Annotated in this window: 18 protein-coding genes and 2 riboswitches; all 18 genes read left to right on the forward strand. The window is 47.7% G+C overall.

All coding sequences use genetic code 11. The features are described from left to right. Positions 1 to 2: 2 nt before the first annotated feature. The gene (gene rpoC / locus Q0612_RS09225) at positions 3 to 4118 is read left to right on the forward strand and encodes a DNA-directed RNA polymerase subunit beta' (protein WP_298883795.1); all 4116 of its coding nucleotides are present in this window, start codon (positions 3 to 5) and stop codon (positions 4116 to 4118) included. 67 nt (positions 4119 to 4185) lie between these two features. Then, positions 4186 to 4578: a hypothetical protein gene (locus tag Q0612_RS09230; RefSeq protein ID WP_298883798.1), complete on the forward strand. Its 393-nt coding sequence runs from the start codon at positions 4186 to 4188 to the stop codon at positions 4576 to 4578. Positions 4579 to 4686: 108 nt separating this feature from the next. Beyond that, positions 4687 to 5352, forward strand: a complete 666-nt coding sequence (locus tag Q0612_RS09235; protein ID WP_298883800.1) for a response regulator transcription factor — start codon at positions 4687 to 4689, stop codon at positions 5350 to 5352. After that, positions 5342 to 6625: a cell wall metabolism sensor histidine kinase WalK gene (locus Q0612_RS09240; RefSeq protein ID WP_298883803.1), complete on the forward strand. Its 1284-nt coding sequence runs from the start codon at positions 5342 to 5344 to the stop codon at positions 6623 to 6625. Before Q0612_RS09235 ends, Q0612_RS09240 begins: the two co-directional genes overlap by 11 nt. 128 nt (positions 6626 to 6753) lie before the next feature. Continuing rightward, complete coding sequence (locus tag Q0612_RS09245) at positions 6754 to 8343, forward strand: glycosyltransferase family 39 protein (protein ID WP_298883806.1); 1590 nt, start codon at positions 6754 to 6756, stop codon at positions 8341 to 8343. A gap of 148 nt (positions 8344 to 8491) precedes the next feature. Beyond that, complete coding sequence (locus Q0612_RS09250) at positions 8492 to 9691, forward strand: MFS transporter (RefSeq protein ID WP_298883809.1); 1200 nt, start codon at positions 8492 to 8494, stop codon at positions 9689 to 9691. Between the two features lie 200 nt (positions 9692 to 9891). Beyond that, a riboswitch (glycine riboswitch) is annotated at positions 9892 to 9997 on the forward strand. Positions 9998 to 10117: 120 nt separating this feature from the next. Next, the gene (locus Q0612_RS09255) at positions 10118 to 11464 is read left to right on the forward strand and encodes a sodium:alanine symporter family protein (protein WP_298883812.1); all 1347 of its coding nucleotides are present in this window, start codon (positions 10118 to 10120) and stop codon (positions 11462 to 11464) included. Positions 11465 to 11746: 282 nt separating this feature from the next. Further along, positions 11747 to 11844, forward strand: a riboswitch (glycine riboswitch). A gap of 108 nt (positions 11845 to 11952) precedes the next feature. After that, positions 11953 to 13332: a sodium:alanine symporter family protein gene (locus Q0612_RS09260; RefSeq protein WP_298883814.1), complete on the forward strand. Its 1380-nt coding sequence runs from the start codon at positions 11953 to 11955 to the stop codon at positions 13330 to 13332. 224 nt (positions 13333 to 13556) lie between these two features. Then, positions 13557 to 13922, forward strand: a complete 366-nt coding sequence (locus Q0612_RS09265; protein ID WP_298883817.1) for a YccF domain-containing protein — start codon at positions 13557 to 13559, stop codon at positions 13920 to 13922. Positions 13923 to 14244: 322 nt separating this feature from the next. Beyond that, positions 14245 to 15000, forward strand: coding sequence for a sulfite exporter TauE/SafE family protein (locus Q0612_RS09270; RefSeq protein ID WP_298883819.1), 756 nt, complete (start codon positions 14245 to 14247; stop codon positions 14998 to 15000). Positions 15001 to 15143: 143 nt separating this feature from the next. Then, on the forward strand, positions 15144 to 15968 hold the full coding sequence (locus Q0612_RS09275; RefSeq protein ID WP_293388963.1) for an energy-coupling factor transporter ATPase: 825 nt from the start codon (positions 15144 to 15146) through the stop codon (positions 15966 to 15968). Then, positions 15959 to 16816 carry an energy-coupling factor transporter ATPase gene (locus Q0612_RS09280; RefSeq protein WP_298883822.1) on the forward strand — a complete coding sequence of 286 codons (858 nt, stop codon included), beginning with the start codon at positions 15959 to 15961 and terminating at the stop codon, positions 16814 to 16816. Before Q0612_RS09275 ends, Q0612_RS09280 begins: the two co-directional genes overlap by 10 nt. Continuing rightward, on the forward strand, positions 16816 to 17631 hold the full coding sequence (locus Q0612_RS09285) for an energy-coupling factor transporter transmembrane protein EcfT (protein ID WP_293388969.1): 816 nt from the start codon (positions 16816 to 16818) through the stop codon (positions 17629 to 17631). Before Q0612_RS09280 ends, Q0612_RS09285 begins: the two co-directional genes overlap by 1 nt. Continuing rightward, positions 17619 to 18371 (forward strand): tRNA pseudouridine(38-40) synthase TruA, encoded by a 753-nt coding sequence (truA, locus tag Q0612_RS09290; protein ID WP_298883827.1) that lies wholly within the window; start codon positions 17619 to 17621, stop codon positions 18369 to 18371. The genes Q0612_RS09285 and truA overlap by 13 nt, the downstream gene beginning before the upstream one ends. A 172-nt stretch (positions 18372 to 18543) precedes the next feature. After that, on the forward strand, positions 18544 to 18981 hold the full coding sequence (gene rplM / locus Q0612_RS09295) for a 50S ribosomal protein L13 (protein ID WP_249747267.1): 438 nt from the start codon (positions 18544 to 18546) through the stop codon (positions 18979 to 18981). A gap of 21 nt (positions 18982 to 19002) precedes the next feature. Then, positions 19003 to 19395, forward strand: coding sequence for a 30S ribosomal protein S9 (rpsI, locus tag Q0612_RS09300; RefSeq protein WP_009145170.1), 393 nt, complete (start codon positions 19003 to 19005; stop codon positions 19393 to 19395). A gap of 192 nt (positions 19396 to 19587) precedes the next feature. Next, positions 19588 to 19965: a holo-ACP synthase gene (locus Q0612_RS09305; protein ID WP_293724903.1), complete on the forward strand. Its 378-nt coding sequence runs from the start codon at positions 19588 to 19590 to the stop codon at positions 19963 to 19965. After that, positions 19962 to 21512 (forward strand): NAD(P)H-hydrate dehydratase, encoded by a 1551-nt coding sequence (locus tag Q0612_RS09310; protein ID WP_298883838.1) that lies wholly within the window; start codon positions 19962 to 19964, stop codon positions 21510 to 21512. Before Q0612_RS09305 ends, Q0612_RS09310 begins: the two co-directional genes overlap by 4 nt. Positions 21513 to 21622: the final 110 nt, after the last annotated feature.

The following is a 21622-nucleotide window of genomic DNA, read 5'->3' on the forward strand; positions in this document are numbered from 1 at the left end:
TCTTGATCGACGTAAATAATTTTGTGTCTATGCGTATCGGTTTGGCCTCTCCTGACCAGATTAGAGCCTGGTCTTACGGTGAGGTAAAAAAACCCGAAACCATCAATTATAGAACCCTGAAGCCGGAACGAGATGGCCTGTTCTGCGAAAGAATCTTTGGCCCTACTAAGGATTGGGAGTGTCATTGCGGCAAATATAAACGCATCCGTTATAAGGGTATTGTCTGCGATAAGTGCGGCGTTGAAGTAACCCGCAGCAAGGTTCGTCGTGACCGTATGGGCCACATCGAGCTGGCTGCGCCGGTTTCCCACATCTGGTACTTCAAGGGTATCCCCAGCCGTATGGGCCTGATGCTGGACATTTCCCCGAAAAGCCTGGAGCAGGTTCTGTATTTTGCTAAATTCATCGTTCTTGATCCGGGTGAAGGCACTGACTTAGTTAAAGGTCAGTTGCTGACTGAGCCTGAGTATATGGAAAAGCGCGACAAATATCCTGAAGCAGGTATCCGTGTAGGCATGGGTGCACAGGCTATTAAAGAGCTGCTGCAAGCTATTGATCTGGAAGCTTTGACAGAGCAATTGCGCCATGATATGAAGGAGCTGAGCGGTCAGCGCCGTGTACGTGCTATCCGTCGTCTGGAGGTTGCTGAAGCCTTCCTGAAATCCGGCAACCGTCCTGAATGGATGATTATGGATGTAGTACCGGTTATTCCGCCTGAGCTGCGCCCGATGGTACAGCTGGACGGTGGCCGTTTCGCTACCTCTGATTTGAATGATTTATATCGCCGCGTTATTAACCGTAACAACCGTTTGAACCGCTTGCTGGAGCTGCATGCGCCTGATATCATTGTCCGCAATGAAAAACGTATGCTGCAGGAAGCAGTAGATGCTTTGATCGACAATGGTCGTCGCGGCCGTCCGGTTACCGGTCCTGGCAACCGCCCGCTGAAATCCTTGTCCGATATGCTCAAAGGTAAACAGGGCCGTTTCCGTCAGAACCTGTTAGGTAAACGTGTTGACTATTCCGGCCGTTCCGTAATCGTAGTAGGTCCTGAGCTGAAAATGCATCAGTGCGGCCTGCCGAAGGAAATGGCTTTGGAGCTGTTCAAACCCTTTGTTATGAAGCGTTTGGTAAACAGCGGTGAAGCAAGCAATATCAAGAGCGCTAAGCGCATGGTAGAGCGTGCTACCAATGCAGTATGGGACGTTCTGGAAGAGGTAATCAAGGAGCATCCGGTACTGCTGAACCGTGCACCGACTCTGCACAGACTGGGTATTCAGGCATTCGAGCCTATCCTGTCTGAAGGCCGTGCTATTAAGCTGCATCCTCTGGTATGTACCGCTTATAACGCCGACTTCGACGGTGACCAGATGGCTGTCCATCTGCCGCTTTCCGTTGAGGCTCAGGCTGAAGCACGTATGCTGATGATGTCTGTAAACAATATCCTGGCACCGAAGGATGGCAAGCCTGTTGCTGTTCCTACCCAGGATATGGTTTTGGGCTCCTATTATCTGACTATCGTCAAGACCAACAAGGATGATCCGAACATCAAGGGTGAAGGCAACCGCTATAGCAGCGTGGACGAGGCTCAACTGGCTTACTTCCACCAGGCTGTAGATCTGCAGGCAACCATTGAGGTTTATATTCCTAATAGCGAAATCTATGACGAAGAAAAGGGTGCAGCCGTTGGTGAAAGCGGTGTATCCCTGGTAGTTACAACTGTTGGTAACACTATTTTCAATGGCGAGCTGCCTCTGGAAATGCGTTACTATCATAAAGAAAAAGATCAGGTTGTTGAAAAGCATCTTGATGCTGAAGGCAACGTTGTTGAAGAAACCGTTGAGGTTGAACGTTGGCACCTTGGCAAGCTGATTGACAAAAAAGAATTGGGCAAACTCGTTGCTAAAGCTCATAAGCTGTACGGCAACCTGCGTACTGCCGAGATTCTGGATATTGTTAAAAAGATGGGTTACGATAATGCTTGTAAGTCCGGTATTTCTATCGCAACCTCTGATATTCAGATTCCTGCTGAAAAAGAAGTTATTCTGGAAGCAACAGAGCATGAGGTTGATAAGGTTGAGCGTCTCTTCCGTCGTGGCTTGATGAGTGATGACGAACGTTATCGTAAGGTAATCGACCTTTGGAATGATGCAACCGATAAAGTTACCGAAAAGCTGATGAAATCCACCATGAACAAGTTCAATCCTGTTTCCATGATGGCTGATTCTGGTGCCCGCGGTAACAAACAGCAGATTCGTCAGCTGGCTGGTATGCGTGGTTTGATGGCCGATCCTTCCGGTCGTATCATTGACCGTCCTATCAAATCCAACTTCCGTGAAGGCCTGACCATTTTGGAATACTTCATTTCTTCTCATGGTGCTCGTAAAGGCTTGGCCGATACCGCACTGCGTACCGCTGACTCCGGTTACCTGACTCGTCGTCTGGTTGACGTTGCCCAGGACGTAATCGTACGTGAGGATGATTGCGATATTGTAGGTATGAACCTGGTTAAGGAACGCAGCCGTCTGAGCAAAGCAGTTCTTGGTGCAAGCCAGAACAAAATTCGCGAAAAGGTTATGGGCCGCACCCTGGCTTCCGGCGTACTTGACGCAGAAGGCAACCTGATTGCAGAAGCAGATACCAACATCACTGAAGAGCTTTTCGCTAAACTCAATGATGCTAAGATTGAAGAGATTAATCTATATTCTGACGAAGATATGAATGGTGAGGATATTGAAACTGTCCGCATCAACATCAGCGACACCTTTGCACATAATGTGCTGAAGGAAGCTATGATGCATAACTTCAACAATAAAGAGGTAGCAGCTGATATTGTTAACGGTGCAGGTGAAGTGCTGGCACATACCGGCGACACCATGACCGAGGACATTATCAACGCTATTCTGGCTGACGGTACTGTTAAGGAAATGCGTATCCGCAACAACGAAATTGCCGGCATTGAGGTTGAGGCAATTACCGAAGGCAAGAAAGAGAAAACTATCATTGAAACATTGCATGACCGTATCATTGGCCGTAACCTGGCTGAGGATATTTTGGATGAAAATGGTGAAATTCTCTATCATATCAATGAATATGTTACTGAGCCTATGGCAGAACACATCTGCCAGCTGCGTGAAAAGGTTAAGATCCGCAGCGTACTGACCTGTAAGGCTAAATTCGGCGTTTGCCGTAAGTGCTATGGTCGCAACCTGGCAACCGGCAAGAACGTTGATGTAGGTGAGGCAGTCGGCACTATCGCTGCACAGTCCATCGGTGAACCTGGTACCCAGCTGACCATGCGTACCTTCCATACCGGCGGCGTTGCAGGTGCTGATGATATTACCCAAGGTCTGCCGCGTGTCGAGGAACTGTTCGAAGCACGTAAGCCGAAGCATCCTGGCATTCTGTCCGAAGTTTCCGGTCACGTACATATTACCCAGGAAGGCAACAGCCGCAAGGTAACCGTAATGGCGCTGGATGGCGAAAACCAGGAATACCAGATTCCTTATGGCGCTAAGCTGTCTGTTGTTGAGGGCGAAGAAATCGCTAAGGGCGACCGCCTGACTGAAGGTTCTCTTAACCCGCATGACGTACTGCGTATCAGCGGCGTGAAGGCTACTCAGAACTATCTGGTATCTCAGGTAGTAGGCGTTTATAAGTCTCAGGGCGTAGATATCAACAGTAAGCACATCGAGGTTATGGTTCGTCAGATGATGCGTAAAATCCGCATCGAGGAATCCGGTGACACCACAATGCTGCCGGGTGAAGACGTTGATGTGGCAGAATTTGAAGAGCAGAATACCGAGATGCTGGAAGCAGGCAAGGCTCCTGCAGAAGGCCGTGCTATCCTGCTTGGTATCACCAAAGCTTCTTTGGCTACCGACTCCTTCCTGTCTGCTGCTTCCTTCCAGGAAACCACCCGCGTGCTCACCGATGCCGCTATCAAGGGCAAGGTTGACCCGCTGCTGGGCCTGAAAGAAAACGTTATCATCGGTAAGCTGATTCCGGCAGGTACCGGTATGAGCCGTTATCGTGATATCAAAGTTAAATATAATGTTCCGATGCCCGAAGTTGCAACTGCTGAAACCGCAGCAGAAGAAACTCCCGATAAGGAATAACGTATAAGCAAGCGCGCCTCAAAGCCTTAAGCTCTGAGGCGCTTTGCTCTCTAAGGAGAACGAATTTATGCTGATAAAAAAATTCCCTGTTCCCTGCCGCGTGGATTATGTTCCTTCTCCCTATGAGCCGGATGAGGACGGTGTGCAGGATGTCGGCTATTATAACGGCAAGCTGAGCGACGGCCGTGCCTATCGTCTGGAATGCTGGCGTATGGACGATATGCTGATGCTGACGGTGATGTTTTCCGACCGCTGCCTTGAGGGCTACAGACGTGAGGATATGGCACTTTTGCTGGAGCTGGAAGATATCGTATGCTATACAGGTACCAACCGTAAGCTGCAGGCTACACGCACGGAGGATGACCGTGGACAGACTGTATGGGCCATTAATATTATGCTGGCTAATAAAAAAGGCACCTATGCGGAAATTGTGCCGTCATTGAACAGATATATCATGTAAGACAATCGCTGCTGAAGGCAAAGCTTCGGCAGCGATTTTTTCAGTTAAAATTAATTTTACATGCCTATACTGCATTGTGATACAATAGCAGTAATGGAGGCGATAACAATGAAAATTTTATTAGCTGAGGATGATATAAATTTAGGCAAGCTTTTAAGCATGCTGTTGAAAAAGCAAAATATAACTGTGAACTGGGTGCAGGATGGCGAGGCTGCCTACGATGCTGTGTATGCCGACGGCTATGATGTGCTGGTATTGGACTGGATGATGCCGCTTTTGAGCGGTCTTGATCTGTGCAAGCGTCTGCGTGAGGAGGAGTATCAGGGAAAAATATTGCTGCTGACGGCCAAGGATACGTTGGCGGATAAGGTACAAGGCTTAAACAGCGGTGCCGATGACTATCTGGTAAAGCCTTTCGAGCTGGAGGAGCTGGTGGCGCGTTTGAATGCCCTTTGCCGCCGCCAGGGACAGTACAGCGCGGAAAAGCTGAAGTACGGCGCTTATACGTTGGAAATCTCTACCTATTGTCTGGCATACGGCGAGCGTCGTGTAGAGCTGCGTCCGCGTGAATTTAAGCTGCTGGAGCTGCTTTTGCGCAACCGGGGGCAGGTTATGCCGCGTGCGATGCTGCAGGACCGTATCTGGGGCATTGACAGCGATGTGACGGAGAACAATCTTGATGTGCATATCCGTCTGCTGCGTAAAAAAATTATGGAGCTGAACGGAGAAGAACTGATTAAAACGATGCGGGGCGTGGGCTATTATGTGGAATAAGCCTTTTGAAAAGCTACGCCGGCGCATGACCTGCTTATATGCAGCCATCTTCGGTGCTTTGATTTTGGTTATTGTGGCTGCGGCCTACACCTTTATCTGGTGGGAAATACTGGCGCACGAAAAGGAAAACCTTGTAGCGCAGATTTACCATGAGGGCGAAGAATGGATAGAGTCGGAGGAGGCTCCCTGCTCTGAAGCAGCTATCCGCAGCGGCAAGATGCTCGCATACTTTGTGGATGCAGATGGCTCGAAGGTAATTTTAAACCAGCTTGGAACAAGTGGGGCGGGGCAGGCGCTGATGAGTCATAAAAATGATTGGCCGAAGGAGCTGAATACATCGCGTCTTTTGCGGATGCATGGCGCAAACGGTGAGCGTTATCGTTATCTGGCTGCAGTTGCTCCTGTTATTGACGGTGATAAGCAGGTTGGCAGGTTGTATATGTTCAAGAATATGGAATTTTATTATCATGCAGCCTATAAAACACTGTTTTTGCTTTTGTGTATGGCGCTGGTGCTGTATTTTGCCGCCTGCTATTTCGGTTATTGGCTGGCAGGACGCAATATCCGTCCTATAAGCAACATGTACGCTAAGCAGCAGCAGTTTACAGCGGATGCTTCGCATGAAATGCGCACGCCGCTTGCCGTTATGAAGCTGGCTGTGCAGGGACTGCAGGAGGATGAGGACAGCAGGCTGAGTGATTTTGCCAAAGAGTCGGTAGATATGCTGCAAAGCGAGTCGGAAAGACTTAGCCGTCTTACGGAAAATCTTATGACATTGGCGCGCAGCGATGAGGATTTTCTTCCCGTGTATACGGAGCAGGTGAATATTACGGCGCTGTGCAAAAAGGTTGCATCGCAGATGTCGCTTTTGGCAACGGACAAAAAGCTGCAGCTCAAGCAGGAAATCCAGGATAATCTGGTAATGCAGGGTGATGAAATGGCTTTATCACGCTTGCTGATTATACTTTTGGATAATGCTATGAAGTATTCGCCGCAGCAGACGACAATCACTCTGCGTGCCGCTAAGGTAAAAACGCATCTTGTACTGGAGGTACGCGACGAAGGCTGTGGCATCAGTGACGAGGATAAGCAGAAGATTTTTGACCGCTTCTTCCGCGTGGATAAGGCGCGCAGCCGCAGTCAGGGTGGCCTGGGCTTAGGCTTATCGCTGGCTTTGGCGATTGTGCGTCAGCATGGCGGTAGCATTAAGGTTCTTGATAATATGCCGCAGGGAACTGTTATGTATGTACAATTACCGACGGATGCAAAGTAATTTTTAGGCTTTCTTGCAAGCTGAAATTAAGATGAATACCCCTTTCAGTAATCGTTAAGCAGGAGCATTTATACTGTGCTTAATGAAAGGCAGGTTGACAATACTCTGCTGCTGAAGGGGGATTTTTTATGCCACGAAAATATTGGTTGCTGCTTTTTGCAGCTGCCGCAGTATTGCTGTTTGCGGGCAATGGTAGCCTGCTGGTTACAGACAGCGTTGAATCTAATTACGCTTTGACGGCGAAGGAAATGGTGCTGAGCGGCGATTGGCTTTCACCGCAGATTTATGGTCATTATTGGTATGATAAGCCGATTTTCTTTTATTGGCTGACGGCGTTGGCCTATAAAATGTTTGGCTTTACGGAATTTGCCTCGCGTTTTTTCCCGGCATTGTTCGGTTTTGGCAGCGTAGCATTGCTGGCGTGGGGCGCCAGCAAGCTGGAAAATGCGCGCAGCGGCTTTTTCAGTGCGTTGGTGCTGCTGAGCAGTGTGGAATTTTTCCTTATCAGCAAGTCCGTGATTACGGATGCTGTATTGTTCTTTTTCTTCAGTGCGACGCTGCTGTTTTTCTACCTTGGCTATCGTGACGGCAGGGCGCGCTATTGGTATATTATGTATGCTGCAGCAGGCTTTGCGGTTTTGACCAAGGGCCCGATTGGCGTGCTGCTGCCGGGATTGATTATTACGTTATTCCTGTTGTGGCAGCGTGATTGGCGCGTACTGAAGCGCATGCATCTTGTAAGCGGCACTCTGCTGTGTGCGGCGGTTGCCGTGCCTTGGTATGCTGTTATGTACAGCTTGCACGGCAGTGATTTCATCAATACCTTCTTCGGCACGCACAATTTCCTGCGCGCAACGGTATCGGAGCATCCTCGTGATGATGTGTTTTATTATTATACGCTGGTGAATCTGCTGGCGCTGTTTCCGTGGAGCGGACTTATTCCCTGGGCTGCCTATAAATGGTGGCGGCAGGGACACCGCAAGCTGGGTGAGCAGCAAAAATTCTTACTGTTGTGGGCGTTAGTTGTTTTCGTTTTCTTTCAATGCATGGCAACGAAATATATTACTTATACCTATCCGCTGCTCTTTCCGGCCAGCCTTTTGCTGGGAAGCATGCTGGCAAAATATACAGACTGTGTGAACGGCGGCTATATGTATTTTGTCGGCGGAGGCTTTGGCCTGCTGCTTGTGGGAGCATGGTTTGCGGTAAGTCAGCAGCTGATAGCATCTGAGCTGCTGTTCTTGCTGCCGTTGGCGTTGATTATTTGCGTGATGCTGGATTATATCTTGCGATTGGTGACAAGTGAGCGTGCCTGCAGTATTGCAACAATGTCGGTAGTATTTTATATTGCGCTTATTTTCAGCATTGCTGTGCCGTTCAGTGAGCAGCGCAGTGCGAAGGACTTAGGGGAGATGCTGGCGGCGCAGGATGTGCAGGAGGTTGGCTTATATGGCAAATATCCTACTTCCGCAGTTTTTTACAGCAGCAGTAAAATTGTCAAGCTGATGCATGAGCGTGAGGTTGCAGGCTATGTTCCCAAGGATTTTTCCTGGACTGGCAAGAATGTCATGCCTTACGCAACGCTGGAGCAGAATCCGTATCGTATTGTTGTGGTTACGCCAAAAAGCTATGATAGATTTATTGCTCAGCAGAATAAAAAATGGCAGGTTATTGATGCTGACAACAGCTGGATTATGCTGAGGGTGCAAAAAGGCTGAGCTGATAAGTATCTCGATAAAAAGTGCCTGTGACATGGTGTTGCAGGCACTTTTATTAATTTGACAGTTCTTTGGAAAATTAAAGTATAATTAAGTTCAAGATATTATGCTATAATAATAAGGTATTCATTAAACAGGAGGCGTAAGCATGCACAATAAAAATTCCGCTATGGCGTTCATAGTTCTGCTCGGCGTTGTCAGCTTGTTCAGCGATATGACGCATGAAGCTGCGACGAGTATCAAGGGAGCGTATTTATTAATTTTAGGAGCAAGTGCTTCTACCATCGGTTTTATCTCCGGCGTAGGCGAGCTTTTGGGCTATGGCCTGCGTTATCTTTTTGGGCGCCTTGTAGATAAAACGCACAACTATTGGGGCTTTATGATTTTAGGCTATGCTGTGGACGTTTTTGCCGTACCGGCACTGGCGCTTGTCCATCGTGACGGTTGGATAGCAGCCTGCGTGCTGCTCGTTGTTGAGCGCATCGGTAAGGCTATTAAAAAGCCTGCCAAGAATACAATTCTTTCCTTTGCGGCTTCGCAGGAGGGTGTCGGCAAAAGCTTTGCTATTCAGGAAGCCTTGGATCAGCTTGGCGCTTTTATCGGCCCCTTGCTGCTTTATGTGATTATGCTGTATAAGCATGGTGACGAATACGAGGTATATAATACGGCCTTTGCTTTTCTGGCCTTGCCTGCTGTCTGCACAATTGCTTTTTTACTGTTCGCTAAAAGCCGTTTCCCGAATCCGGAAGCCTTTGAACCGGAAGCTAAGGCAGAGAAGGAGGAAAGCTTCGTTGGCAAGAAAAGCTTTTATTTGTATCTTGCCGGCATCAGCTGCTTTGCCTTCGGCTTTGTGGATTTTCCGTTGGTGACTATGCATTTGGCAAAAAATAAGCTTTTTGACGACAGCACTTTGCCGTTGCTTTATTCCGGTGCGATGCTTGTGGATGCGGTTGCGGCGCTTTTCTTTGGCTGGCTGTTTGACAAAATGCGCACGAAGGCACTGGTTATTTCTACGGCTATTTCAGCTTTCTTTGCATTTTTTGCCTTTGGCATGACTTCACCGGGTATGATTATGCTGGGTATTGCTTTGTGGGGCGTAGGCATGGGTGCTCAGGAATCTATTATGAAAGCAGCGGTTGCTACCATGACGAGTAAGGAGCATCGTGCAAGCAGCTACGGTGCGTTCGAATTTTTCTTTGGCTTAGCGTGGTTTTTAGGCAGCTGGCTGTTGGGAGCAATTTATGATTACTCATTGAATACCTTCATCATTGTTTCTGTAGCGGCACAGCTTATCGCTTTACCATGTTATCTTTTAAGCGAGCGCAGCTTTGCAAGTGAAAAATGCTAACGAATTGCTTCAAAAGTTACACTACCTTATGTATTCGTGTATACATAAAAAATTGTTGAAAAAAGGCTTGCGTTCTTCAAAAAGTGTGTTATAATAGCGTACATAAGTAAATAACGAGTGGATGATGTATATGGGAGAAGGCACTGCCTACCGAAGGAGCAAAACTCTCAGGTGCTTAATTTTAAGCAGGAACCGTATGCTGACACAACTCTGGAGAGTCCCTTAAATGGGCGCCGAAGGTGCAAAGATGTCTTCTGAATTTCAGAAACGTCCTTATCTCTCAGGCCAGTGGACAGAGCAAAGCTTATGTGATGGCGCTATTGCCTATCATATGTCATTGACTTTTACCGGAGTATTTTTTGTATACTCCGGTTTTTTATTTGCTTATAAATAATTAATGGGAACTAAAAGGGAGATGTTTTAATCATGTTGGAAATTTTGAATGAAATTGATGCGTTTGTCTGGGGCCCGCCGCTTCTGGTGCTTTTGGTTGGTACCGGTATTCTGCTGACCTTCCGTCTGAAGCTGCTGCAGGTTTTCAAGCTGCCGCAGGCTTTGGGCCTGATCTTCAGTGCTAAGAACGATGGCAGTGGTGACGTAAACAGCTTTAAAGCACTGTGCACCGCACTGGCCGCAACTGTTGGTACCGGTAACATCGTTGGTGTTGCAACTGCAATTAAAGCAGGTGGCCCGGGCGCTTTGTTCTGGATGTGGATGGCAGCCTTCTTCGGGATGGCAACCAAATATTCCGAATGTCTGCTGGCTGTAAAATATCGTACTGTCGATGCTAACGGCAATATTTCCGGTGGCCCGATGTACTACATTGAAAATGGCCTTGGCAAAAAATACAAACCGCTGGCTGTTATGTTTGCGATTTTCGGTGTTCTGTGCGCATACTTTGGTATCGGTACCTTTGCTCAGGTAAACTCCATTGTTGAGATTACCCAGATTTCTGCAGGTATTCCTGTTGTTTACACCGGTATTGCTCTGACTGTAGTTGTTGCTGCTGTAACCATCGGCGGTCTGAAATCTATCGCAACTGTTGCTGCAAAGGTAGTTCCTGCTATGGCTCTGCTGTACTTCCTGACTACTGTCGGTATCATGATTGTTTTTGCAGATCAGGTTCCTGCTGCAATCGCAACTGTACTGAATTCCGCTTTCACTCCGACTGCCGCTCAAGGCGGTTTCCTCGGTGCTACCGTTATGCTGGCAATGCGCAGCGGTGTTGCTCGTGGCGTATTCTCCAACGAATCCGGTTTAGGTTCTGCTCCTATCGTTGCTGCTGCTGCTAAAACCAAATGGGCTGCAGAGCAAGGCTTGATTTCTATGACCGGTACTTTTATTGATACTATCATTATTTGTACTCTGACCGGCTTGTCCCTGGTTGTCAGCGGTGTATGGTGCGGACCTCTGAACGGTGCTGCAATGACTGAATCTGCCTTCACCATGGCTTTCCCGGCATTTGGCAGCATGCTGCTTTTGGTTGGCCTTGTACTCTTTGCTTTCACCACCATTCTTGGCTGGAACTACTACGGCGAACGCTGTGTAGAATATCTGATGGGCGTAAAGGCAATTCTGCCGTACCGCATCATCTTCATCTGCCTGATTGCCTGCGGTCCTTTCTTGAAACTGGAAGAGATTTGGGTTTTAGCGGATATTGTTAACGGCCTGATGGCTATTCCTAACTTAATTGCTCTGCTTGCTTTGTCCGGTGTAGTTGTTGCCGAAACCAAAGCTTATCAGAAGCATCTGGCTGAAGAAAAGAATAAATAAGTAAGCCTAATATTTCATCTTTATATAGCAAAGCGGCGTTGTGCGACTCTCCCCAGAGTTCCCACAGCGCCGTTTTGTTATTAAAAAAATCAATAAATATACTTTAGTTTACAGTTTGCAATGTATGCGTGTATACATTGCTGTAGTCTCTTGATTTCTGTATAATATGTGTTATAATCAGATACATAAGTAAATAGCGAGTGGATGAAGTGCATAGGAGAAGGCAATGCCTACCGAAGGAGCAAAACTCTCAGGTGCTTATCAAAAGCAAGAACCGTGTACAGACACAACTCTGGAGAGTCCCTTGAATGGGCGCCGAAGGTGCAAAGATGTGATTAGTTACATCCTTATCTCTCAGGCCAGTGGACGGAGCAAAACAATAATGATAGCACAGCTATCAAGGCCGCTGACAAACCAGAGTATCAGATAATCATACTCTGGCTTTTTTATTTACTTAGGGAACTTTAAAAATGAGAGGGGAAATCATCATGTTGGAAACATTGAATGCAATTGATTCGTTTGTCTGGGGTCCGCCGCTACTGGTGCTGCTTGTAGGTACTGGCATTATGCTGACTATTCGTTTAGGCTTGCTGCAGGTATTGAAGCTCCCGCAGGCCTTGAAGCTTATCTTCTGCGCTAAGAATGAAGGTCATGGTGACGTAAACAGCTTTAAAGCATTGTGTACCGCTCTTGCTGCAACTGTTGGTACCGGTAACATTGTAGGTGTTGCTACCGCAATTAAGGCCGGTGGCCCCGGTGCATTGTTCTGGATGTGGCTGGCTGCCTTCTTCGGTATGGCAACCAAATATGCAGAATGCCTGCTGGCTGTAAAATATCGTACTGTCGACGCTAACGGCAATATCTCCGGCGGTCCGATGTATTACATTCAAAACGGCCTCGGCAAGAAATATAAACCTTTGGCTATGATGTTCTGTATTTTCGGTATCATGTGCGCGTACTTTGGCGTAGGTACCTTCGCTCAGGTAAACTCCATCGTTGAGATTACCAAAATCTCTGCAGGCATCCCGGTTCTCTATACCGGCATTGCGCTGACAATTCTTGTTGCTGCCGTAACCATCGGCGGTCTGAAATCCATAGCTACTGTTTCTTCTAAGGTTGTTCCCGGTATGGCAGTAATTTACTTCCTGACTACCTTAGGTATTTTGATAGCTTTCGCTGATCAGGTGCCTGCTGCTATCGCACTGGTTATTGAAAGTGCCTTCACTACTACTGCTGCACAGGGCGGCTTCCTTGGTGCAACTGTTATGCTGGCAATGCGTAGCGGTGTTGCCCGCGGCGTATTCTCCAACGAATCCGGCTTAGGCTCTGCTCCTATCGTAGCGGCTGCTGCTAAAACTCATTGGCCTGCTGAACAAGGTCTGGTTTCCATGACCGGTACCTTTATCGATACCATCATCATCTGCACCATGACAGGCTTGTCCTTGATTGTTACTGGCGTTTGGAACGGTGAGCTCAATGGCGCTGCCATGACTAATGCAGCCTTCACCTCCGCATTCCCTGCCTTCGGTAGCTGGCTGCTGTTGGTTGGCCTGGTGCTCTTCGCCTTCACTACCATCCTTGGCTGGAACTACTACGGCGAACGTTGCGTAGAATACCTGATGGGTGTTAAAGCAATTCTTCCGTACCGCATCGGCTTCATCATTCTCGTTGCCTGCGGCCCGTTCCTGAAGCTGGAAGAAATCTGGGTTATGTCCGATATCGTTAACGGTCTGATGGCTCTGCCTAACCTGATTGCTCTGGTTGCTCTTTCCGGTGTAGTTGTTGCTGAAACTAAAGCATATCAACAACATCTCAAGGAAGAATCTGAGCTGGTTCCGGCAAAATTAGCCGAAGAAACCAATCATTAAGTTATCCCATTTAATTTAATATAGTGCAGCGGCACTGTGAGACTCTCCCCAGAGTTCCCACAGTGCCGCTTGCCTTTGTGCTTGCACAAAAGTTTGCGTTATGCTAAACTAGCCTTAGAAAAGATATTTTTAATCTTATTAATCTAATGTATTTTCAACCACAGGCGTTCAGAGATTTTGGCTGAGCGGCAGCTGGTTTGTCGGTAGATGAAAGGAAGTGCACAATGAGCATTATTGGTAATCTTATCTGGTTTTTATTTGGTGGTATTTTTGCAGGCATTATCTGGTATCTGGTAGGCCTTTTGTGGTGCTTGACGATTATCGGTATTCCGGTAGGACTGCAGTGCTTTAAGCTGGGGCGCTTAAGCTTCTTCCCCTTTGGCAAGGATGTAGCCTTGAGCGGTCAGACAACCTCGTTGCTGTTAAATGTTTTTTGGCTGATTTTTGGCGGTATTGAGCTGGCAATTACGCATGCAGTTTTCGCTGTAATTTTGTGCTGCACGATTATCGGCATTCCCTTTGGCATGCAGCACTTTAAGCTGGCAAAGCTGGCGCTGTTGCCGTTTGGCGCACAAATTGTAGATAATTAAGAATAAACTTATAACATGGGAATAGTTCATGCAGGAAATTTATTCACGATTTCTTCAAAACTTTGCCCTTGCTCTGTCACAGCAATATAGTATACTATGAGTGTAGCAAGAAGTTGCTACACCCTTCCCATCAAATTCATCATAAACAGCTTTCCTAAGAGAAACAGCCTGCAATATCCCCTGCAGGCTGTTTTCTCGTTTATCGGCAAGACTACAGCTCTTTTGTCAAGAATTTGCAGTAGTCTTATTTTTTTACTGGAAAATGCTTTCTGATATTGGTAAAATAAAGATTATAGATTTAGTTATTATTGGGGGACTAAAAATGATTTTTGGTGCAATGATTCTCTTGGGCTGTCTGCTTGGCTTTGCCGGTGCAGGTGGTGCAGGCTTAACAATAACACTGCTTTCTGTAGGCTTTGGTGTGCCGATTCATACTGCGCTTGGCGTTGCGCTGGCTGCCATGTCATTTACGATGCTTTCCGGTGCCGTAAGCCATTTTCGTGAAGGTGATGTACTGCTGCGCCTTGGGCTGACAACCGGCGGTGCCGGTATGCTGGGAGCGTTTGCCGGCGCACGTATTTCTGATGCCTTGCCAGGAGATATTTTATCAAAAATGACAGCAGCTCTGATGCTTGCTTCATCGGTATTGCTTTACTTTATTCTTTTTCGTAAGGATATGCTGGACAGCTTTGTGGCAAAGCATGCATCGAAGGCAGAGGGCGCAAGCTTTTATGCACATGCGCTGACAATCGGTGTAGTGACCGGCTTTTTGAGCGGAGCCTTCGGTATTGGTGCAACCGCTTTTATCCAAATAAGCCTGATGCTGTTTTTCGGTGTATCGCTCTATCATGCTATCGGTACAACGATGCTGGTTATTTTACCTATTTCTATTTCCGGCGGTTTAGGCTATTTAGTCAATGGTCATCTTGATTTTTATATTTTTCTTCAGACCTTGGGTGGACTGACTATCGGCGCATATTTGGGTGCCAAGCTTACGCGTTTGGCGTCGCGCAATGCTTTGCGTTATATTGTTCTCAGTATGCCGACAATAGGCGGACTGATGCTTTTGTTTAAGTGAAAATAATAAGCCGTAAACGTGCCTGAGCGTTTATGGTTTACTTTTTTATCATTATGGTTAACCGTAAAAGAAAAGGCGGTTGACTAATCTTTTTATCGCGTATATAATTAGTAAGTACACGAATTTATGATGGAGGCACTGTTGTGATTAGTATAAAGAATTTGAAGCATTACTATACAGATGCTGATGGCAACGAGGTAAGGGCACTGGACGGCGTAAGCCTGGAGATTAAGCAGGGCGAATTTGTTGCTGTTATCGGCGCTAACGGCAGCGGTAAATCTACGCTGGCACGTCATTTGAACGCTTTGCTGTTGCCAACGGATGGCACTGTGCTGGTAGATGGCATGGATACTGAAGATGAAAATAAAATGTGGGATATCCGCCAGAAGGTGGGCATGGTGTTCCAAAATCCTGATAACCAGATAGTTGCTGCGATTGTAGAAGAGGACGTGGCCTTTGGTCCGGAAAATATCGGAGTACCGGGACCGGAAATACCGCAGCGTGTGGCAGATTCTTTGGCTGCAGTAGGCATGACGGAATATGCCAAGCATGCACCGCATCTTTTGAGCGGCGGCCAGAAGCAGCGTGTGGCGATAGCAGGTATTCTGGCGCTGCAGCCAGAATGCATTGTGCTGGACGAGCCGACAGCGATGCTCGACCCGCAGGGACGCAAAGAAATTGTGGGCACTGTACGCAAGCTTAATGAAGAAAAAAAGATGACTATAGTTTATATTACGCATTACATGGTGGAAGCACTGGCTGCCGACCGCGTAGTTGTTATGGAAAAAGGTCATATCAGATTTATGGGTACTCCGCGTGAGGTTTTCAGCAGAGTGGATGAGCTGGAGGCTTTGGGCCTGGAGGCTCCGCTGGCGGCGAAGGTAGCCAGTGAGCTGCGCAAAAGCGGTGTAAAGCTGCCGCAGGATATTATTACAGATGAGGAGCTGGCGCAGGCATTATGTCAATAAAACTTTCTAATATATATCATACATATTCCAAGGGCACTCCGTTTGAACGTCTGGCGCTCAATGATGTGTCGCTGGAGATTGCCAAGGGCGAAATAGTTGCTATTATAGGACACACTGGCAGCGGTAAATCTACTTTAGTACAGCATTTAAACGGCTTGCTGAAGCCTGATAAGGGCAGTGCAAGCATTGATGGCATTGATATTACTGCCAAAGGGGCGGAAGCCAAGACTGCACGCCAACAGGTTGGCATGGTATTTCAGTATCCGGAGCATCAGCTGTTTGCGGAAACTGTTTTCGAGGATATCGCCTTCGGCCCGCGTAACAAAGGCTTTGCTGAGGATGAGGTAGAAAAGCAGGTGCGTGAGGCTATGGCCTTCGTCGGTCTGGATTATGATACCTATGCGCAGCGCTCTCCGTTTCAGCTGAGCGGCGGTCAGATGCGCCGTGTAGCTATTGCCGGCGTAGTTGCGATGAATCCGGATTATCTGGTTTTGGACGAGCCTTCCGCAGGCCTGGATCCGCGCAGCCGCAATGCCGTATTTAAGGAAATCATGTCATTACACAAAAGCCGCGGTATTGCCATTGTTTTGGTAACGCACAGCATGGAGGAGGCAGTAAAATATGCTGACCGTCTGCTGGTTATCAACGCTGGCAAGGTGCTGTTTGACGGCACTCCTGCAGATATTTTCAAGCAGCATGCCGATGAGCTGGTCAAGGTTGGCGTAGATGTGCCGCAGGTTTACAAGCTGGCGGATTTACTGCGCAAAAACGGCCTGGCAGTGAAAGAGAATATTAAAGACGATATGAGCCTGGTCAAGGCAATCAAGCAAGCAAAGGGGTGGAAATAATGCTGACAGATATAACCTTAGGACAATATTTCCCCGGTAACTCCTTTATCCATAAGCTTGATCCGCGTACTAAGCTGTTGGCTACCTTGATTTATATCATTGCTATTTTCTTTGCGGTAACGCCGTTGGCTTATGGTATCCTGACCGCCTTTGCAGCTGTGGTAATTCTTATCTCGAGAGTTCCCTGGATGCTGGTATTTAAGTCCTTGAAGCCTATCTGGATTATCGTTATTCTTACGATGCTGATTCATATGTTTACCGCTCCTGGTGAGCATATTGTTTTTACCTGGAAGTTTTTGAGCGTAACTGCCGAAGGCATCGATATGGGCGTAAAGATGGCTGTACGCCTGATTTTGCTGCTGCTGTTTTCTTCGGTGCTGACCTTTACGACATCGCCGATTGTACTGACAGACGGTATTGAAAATCTGCTGCGTCCGTTCAAAAAACTGGGTGTTCCTGCGCATGAGCTGGCTATGATGATGACCATTGCTTTGCGCTTTATTCCTACATTATTGGATGAAACAGACCGCATTATGAAGGCACAGACCTCTCGCGGCGCTGATTTTGCCAGCGGTAATATTTTCCAGAGAATGAAAAATATGCTGCCGCTTTTGGTACCGCTGTTTATCAGTGCCTTCCGCCGTGCCGATGAATTGGCTGTTGCAATGGAAGCTCGCTGCTATCGCGGCGGCGAAGGACGTACGCGCATGCATGAGCTGGCATATGCCGGCCGCGATTACCTGGCCTTTGCTTTGATTATTATACTGGCGGTTGGCCTCGCAGTATTGCGCTGGGGGAATGTATGCGTACAATAAAGCTGGTTGTAGCCTATGACGGCAGTGCCTATCACGGCTTTCAGAAGCAGAAGAACGTGCAGACGGTGCAAAATGTTTTGGAAGAAGTGTTGACTATGCTGTGTGGCGAGCCTGTAGTAACCGCAGGCAGCGGGCGCACGGATGCCGGGGTACATGCTTTGGCGCAGACGGTGACCTTTACTACGAACGGACGCATTCCCTGTGCTAATTTGGTGCGTGCGGCGGCAAGCCTGCTGCCGGAGGATATCGTGGTGGTGAGCGCCGAGGAGATGCCGGAAGGCTTCCACGCGCGCTTCAGCGCACAGTGGAAGACGTATCATTACAAGCTGCTTGTCAATGAGCACGTCAATCCCTTTATGGTGCGTTATGCCTGGCAGCTGCGTCAGCAGCTTAATCTGAAGGCTATGAATGAGGCGGCTGAGCTGCTGTTGGGAACACATGATTTCAGTGCCTTCCGCAGTAGCGGCAGCGTAGATACTTCGCCGATAAAAACAATTTATGCTGCCAAGTGGCAGCAGCAGGGTGAAGAGATTCTTTTCCGCATCAGCGGTGACGGCTTTTTGTATCACATGGTACGCAACATAGTCTGGTCCCTGGTACAGGTGGGAATGGGCAAGCGTACGGTGCAGGATTTTGCCGCCGAGCTGACGGCACAGCGCTGCGAATTCCTGAACGAGCCTGCTCCGGCACAGGGTTTATACCTGGCGGAGGTCGGTTATCGGGAGTATCCGCAGCTTTAAGGGAAAAACTTTTGGAAAATGCTAAAATTTTAACAAAAATACTTGACTTAAACTCTTAAGTTGCGTATAATATATCTACGTGATTTTCCGCTTGATTTCACTAGCCCCGAAATACGGTGAGAAGATCGCAACGAACTGTATATTTGGAAAATATCTAGGAGGGACACAAGCGATGAAATCTTTTATGGCTAATCCGTCTAACATCGAACACAAATGGTACGTTGTTGACGCAGCTGATAAAACTCTGGGCCGCCTGGCTGCAGAGGTTGCAAAAGTCCTGCGCGGTAAACACAAACCGACCTTTACCCCGCACATGGACACCGGTGATCACGTAATCATTATCAATGCAGATAAGGTTGTTCTGACCGGCAAAAAACTGACTCACAAAATTTATTTCCGTCATTCCGGTTATCTCGGCGGCGACAGCTATGTAAAAGCTGGCGACATGCTGAAGAAAAACCCTGTAAAAATGGTAGAGCTCGCTGTTAAAGGCATGATTCCGCACAACAGCCTCGGCGCTCAAATTTTCTCCAAACTTCATGTATATGCTGGCAGCGAACATCCGCATGCAGCTCAAAAACCTGAAGTAATGGAAATCAACGTTAGATAATATCCGGGAGGGAACAAATAAATGGCAGTAGTTACTTATAACGCAACTGGTCGTCGTAAATCTTCTGTTGCTCGCGTTCGCCTGGTTCCGGGTGAAGGCAACATCGTTATCAACGACCGTGAATTGAACAAATACTTTGGTCTGAAAACCTTAGAGCTGATTGTTAACCAACCGCTCGAAGTTACCGAAACCAAAGGCAAATATGACGTACTCGTTAACGTAAACGGCGGCGGCATTTCCGGCCAAGCTGGTGCTATCCGTCACGGCATTGCTCGCGCTTTGCTGAAAGTTGACGCTGAATTCCGTCCTGCTCTGAAAAAAGCAGGCTTCCTGACTCGCGACCCGCGCGAAAAAGAACGTCGTAAATACGGCTTGAAGAAAGCTCGTAAAGCTAGCCAGTTCTCCAAACGTTAATTTTTGGTTTACTGTCAAGCACCAATCACAAACACAAATCGCACAAATTACTCCGCAACTGTTGCAGTTGCGGAGTTTTTGTATTTATATTTGTATTTTTTGTGAAAAGCAAAAATAAAAAAAGGGTTTTAGATATACTTGCAAGAATTAATAATAGTTAAGTTTAAAAGCTGCGTGAAGGAGTGAAAGCAGATGATTGTAGGCATTGGCTGTGATATTATCGAAATAGAACGTATTGCCCGGGCAATAAAGCGCGAGTCTTTCATTCAGCGTGTATTTACAGCAAAGGAGGCTGCTTATTGCCAAAGCCGTGGCCAGCAGGCAGCAGCAAGCTTTGCAGCTCGTTTTGCAGCTAAGGAAGCAGTGCTTAAGGCTTTGGGAACAGGCCTGAGAGAAGGTTCATTGCAGGAAATAGCTGTAGCTAATGATGCATTAGGTAAACCTTTGGTGCAGCTTAGCGGGCACTTTGCAGCGCTGTCCAGACAGCTTGGCGTAAAAAATATACAAATCAGCCTGAGCCATAGCAGAGATTTTGCTGTGGCCTATGTGATAATGGAGGATGACAAATGAAATTAGTAAATGTACAGGAAATGAAACAGCTTGATCAACTGGCGACAGCAGAATATGCTGTACCGGGAATCTTATTGATGGATAATGCAGCGCAGGCTGTTGCCGATACTGTTAATGATAGCTTGGACGAGCTGGACGGCGAAAGCGTAGTTGTTTTTTGCGGTGGCGGCAATAATGGCGGTGATGGCTTCGGTGCTGCCCGTTGGCTGCAAAATTATGGTGCCAAAGTACGCGTTTTTGTCGTAGGCAAGGCGCTCGAGGCTTTTACAGGTGATGCTGCGGCAGAGCTTGCGATGCTGCAAAAAACTGATGCTAAGGTAGAGGTTATTGCCAGCGAGGATGATTGGCTGCTGGCGGAGCTGGCTGCTGCCAAGGCAGATTTGTTGGTTGATGCGTTAGCAGGAACCGGCTTCCACGGCGAGCTGGAGGGAGAAATTCTGCGTGCCTGCAAGCTGTTAAATGAAAGCGAAAAATATATTGTTGCTGTTGATGTGCCTACGGGTGTGAATGCAGATAATGGCACTGTTGCTGAAAATGCAGTGCGTGCAGATAAAACAGTAACTATGGCTTTGCTGAAAACTGGTCTTTTACTTTATCCAGGTCGCGAATATTGCGGTGATATTGAGCTGGCAGATATTGGTATGCCTGCAAAAATGGTTGACGAATGTGCGAGCAAAAAATATCGTCTGACAGACGATATTGTACGCGAGCTGCTGCCGCTGCGTAAGGCAGATGCGCATAAGGGTGATGCCGGACGCGCTGTAATCTGCGCTGGCAGCCCCGGTTTTACCGGTGCTGCAGCCTTGAGCAGCTACGCTGCTGTTAAGGCAGGCGCCGGGCTTGTTTCGCTTTATACACCGCTCAGCAGCAGAGATGTGCTTGCAGGCAAGCTGACAGAGGTTATGGTGCATGGCTTGTTGGAGCGCATGCCTGGTATTTTGGGCGGTGGTGCTGCCGGCGATGTTGCGAAAAATGCTAATGCAGCTGACGTGCTGGCGATTGGACCTGGCTTGGGTACCAGTGAAAGCACCCAGCAGGCAGTGCGCGATATATTGCTGCAGCTGCAGGTGCCTGTTGTTATTGACGCAGATGCACTGACAGCTTTGCAGGGACATACAGAAATTTTGACGCAGATGCAGGCTGCAAAGGTGCTGACTCCGCATCCCGGTGAGATGGCACGTCTTATCGGCAAGGAGATCAGCGAAATTAATGCTGACCGTATCAATATTGCAGCACAATATGCTAAAGAATGGAATGCTATACTGGTGCTCAAGGGAGCGCCGACAGTTATTGCCTGCCCGGACGGCACTGTTTATGTCAACAGCACTGGCTCTAGTGTCTTGGCTACAGGTGGCAGTGGTGATGTGCTGACAGGTATTATTGCCGGTCTGGCAGCGCAGGAGATTACTTTGCAGGAGGCTGCTGTTTGCGGTGTTTATCTGCACGGAAAGGCTGCGGATATCAGTGGTATTGATATTGGTCTGGCAGCAGGTGAGCTGGCGCAGTTTTTGCCGGAGGCGCGACATGAGGTTCTGAAAGGCAATTAATGCTTTAATACTAATTTTGTTTACAGACTTCCGCAATTAGTGTTAAAATATATTGTTGGTAGATTGCAAGTGCAAATTGAACAAGATTTATCAAGCAACTATATCAGTGG

Source organism: uncultured Phascolarctobacterium sp., from assembly GCF_937920985.1.
In the GTDB taxonomy this organism is placed as follows: Bacteria; Bacillota; Negativicutes; order Acidaminococcales; family Acidaminococcaceae; genus Phascolarctobacterium_A.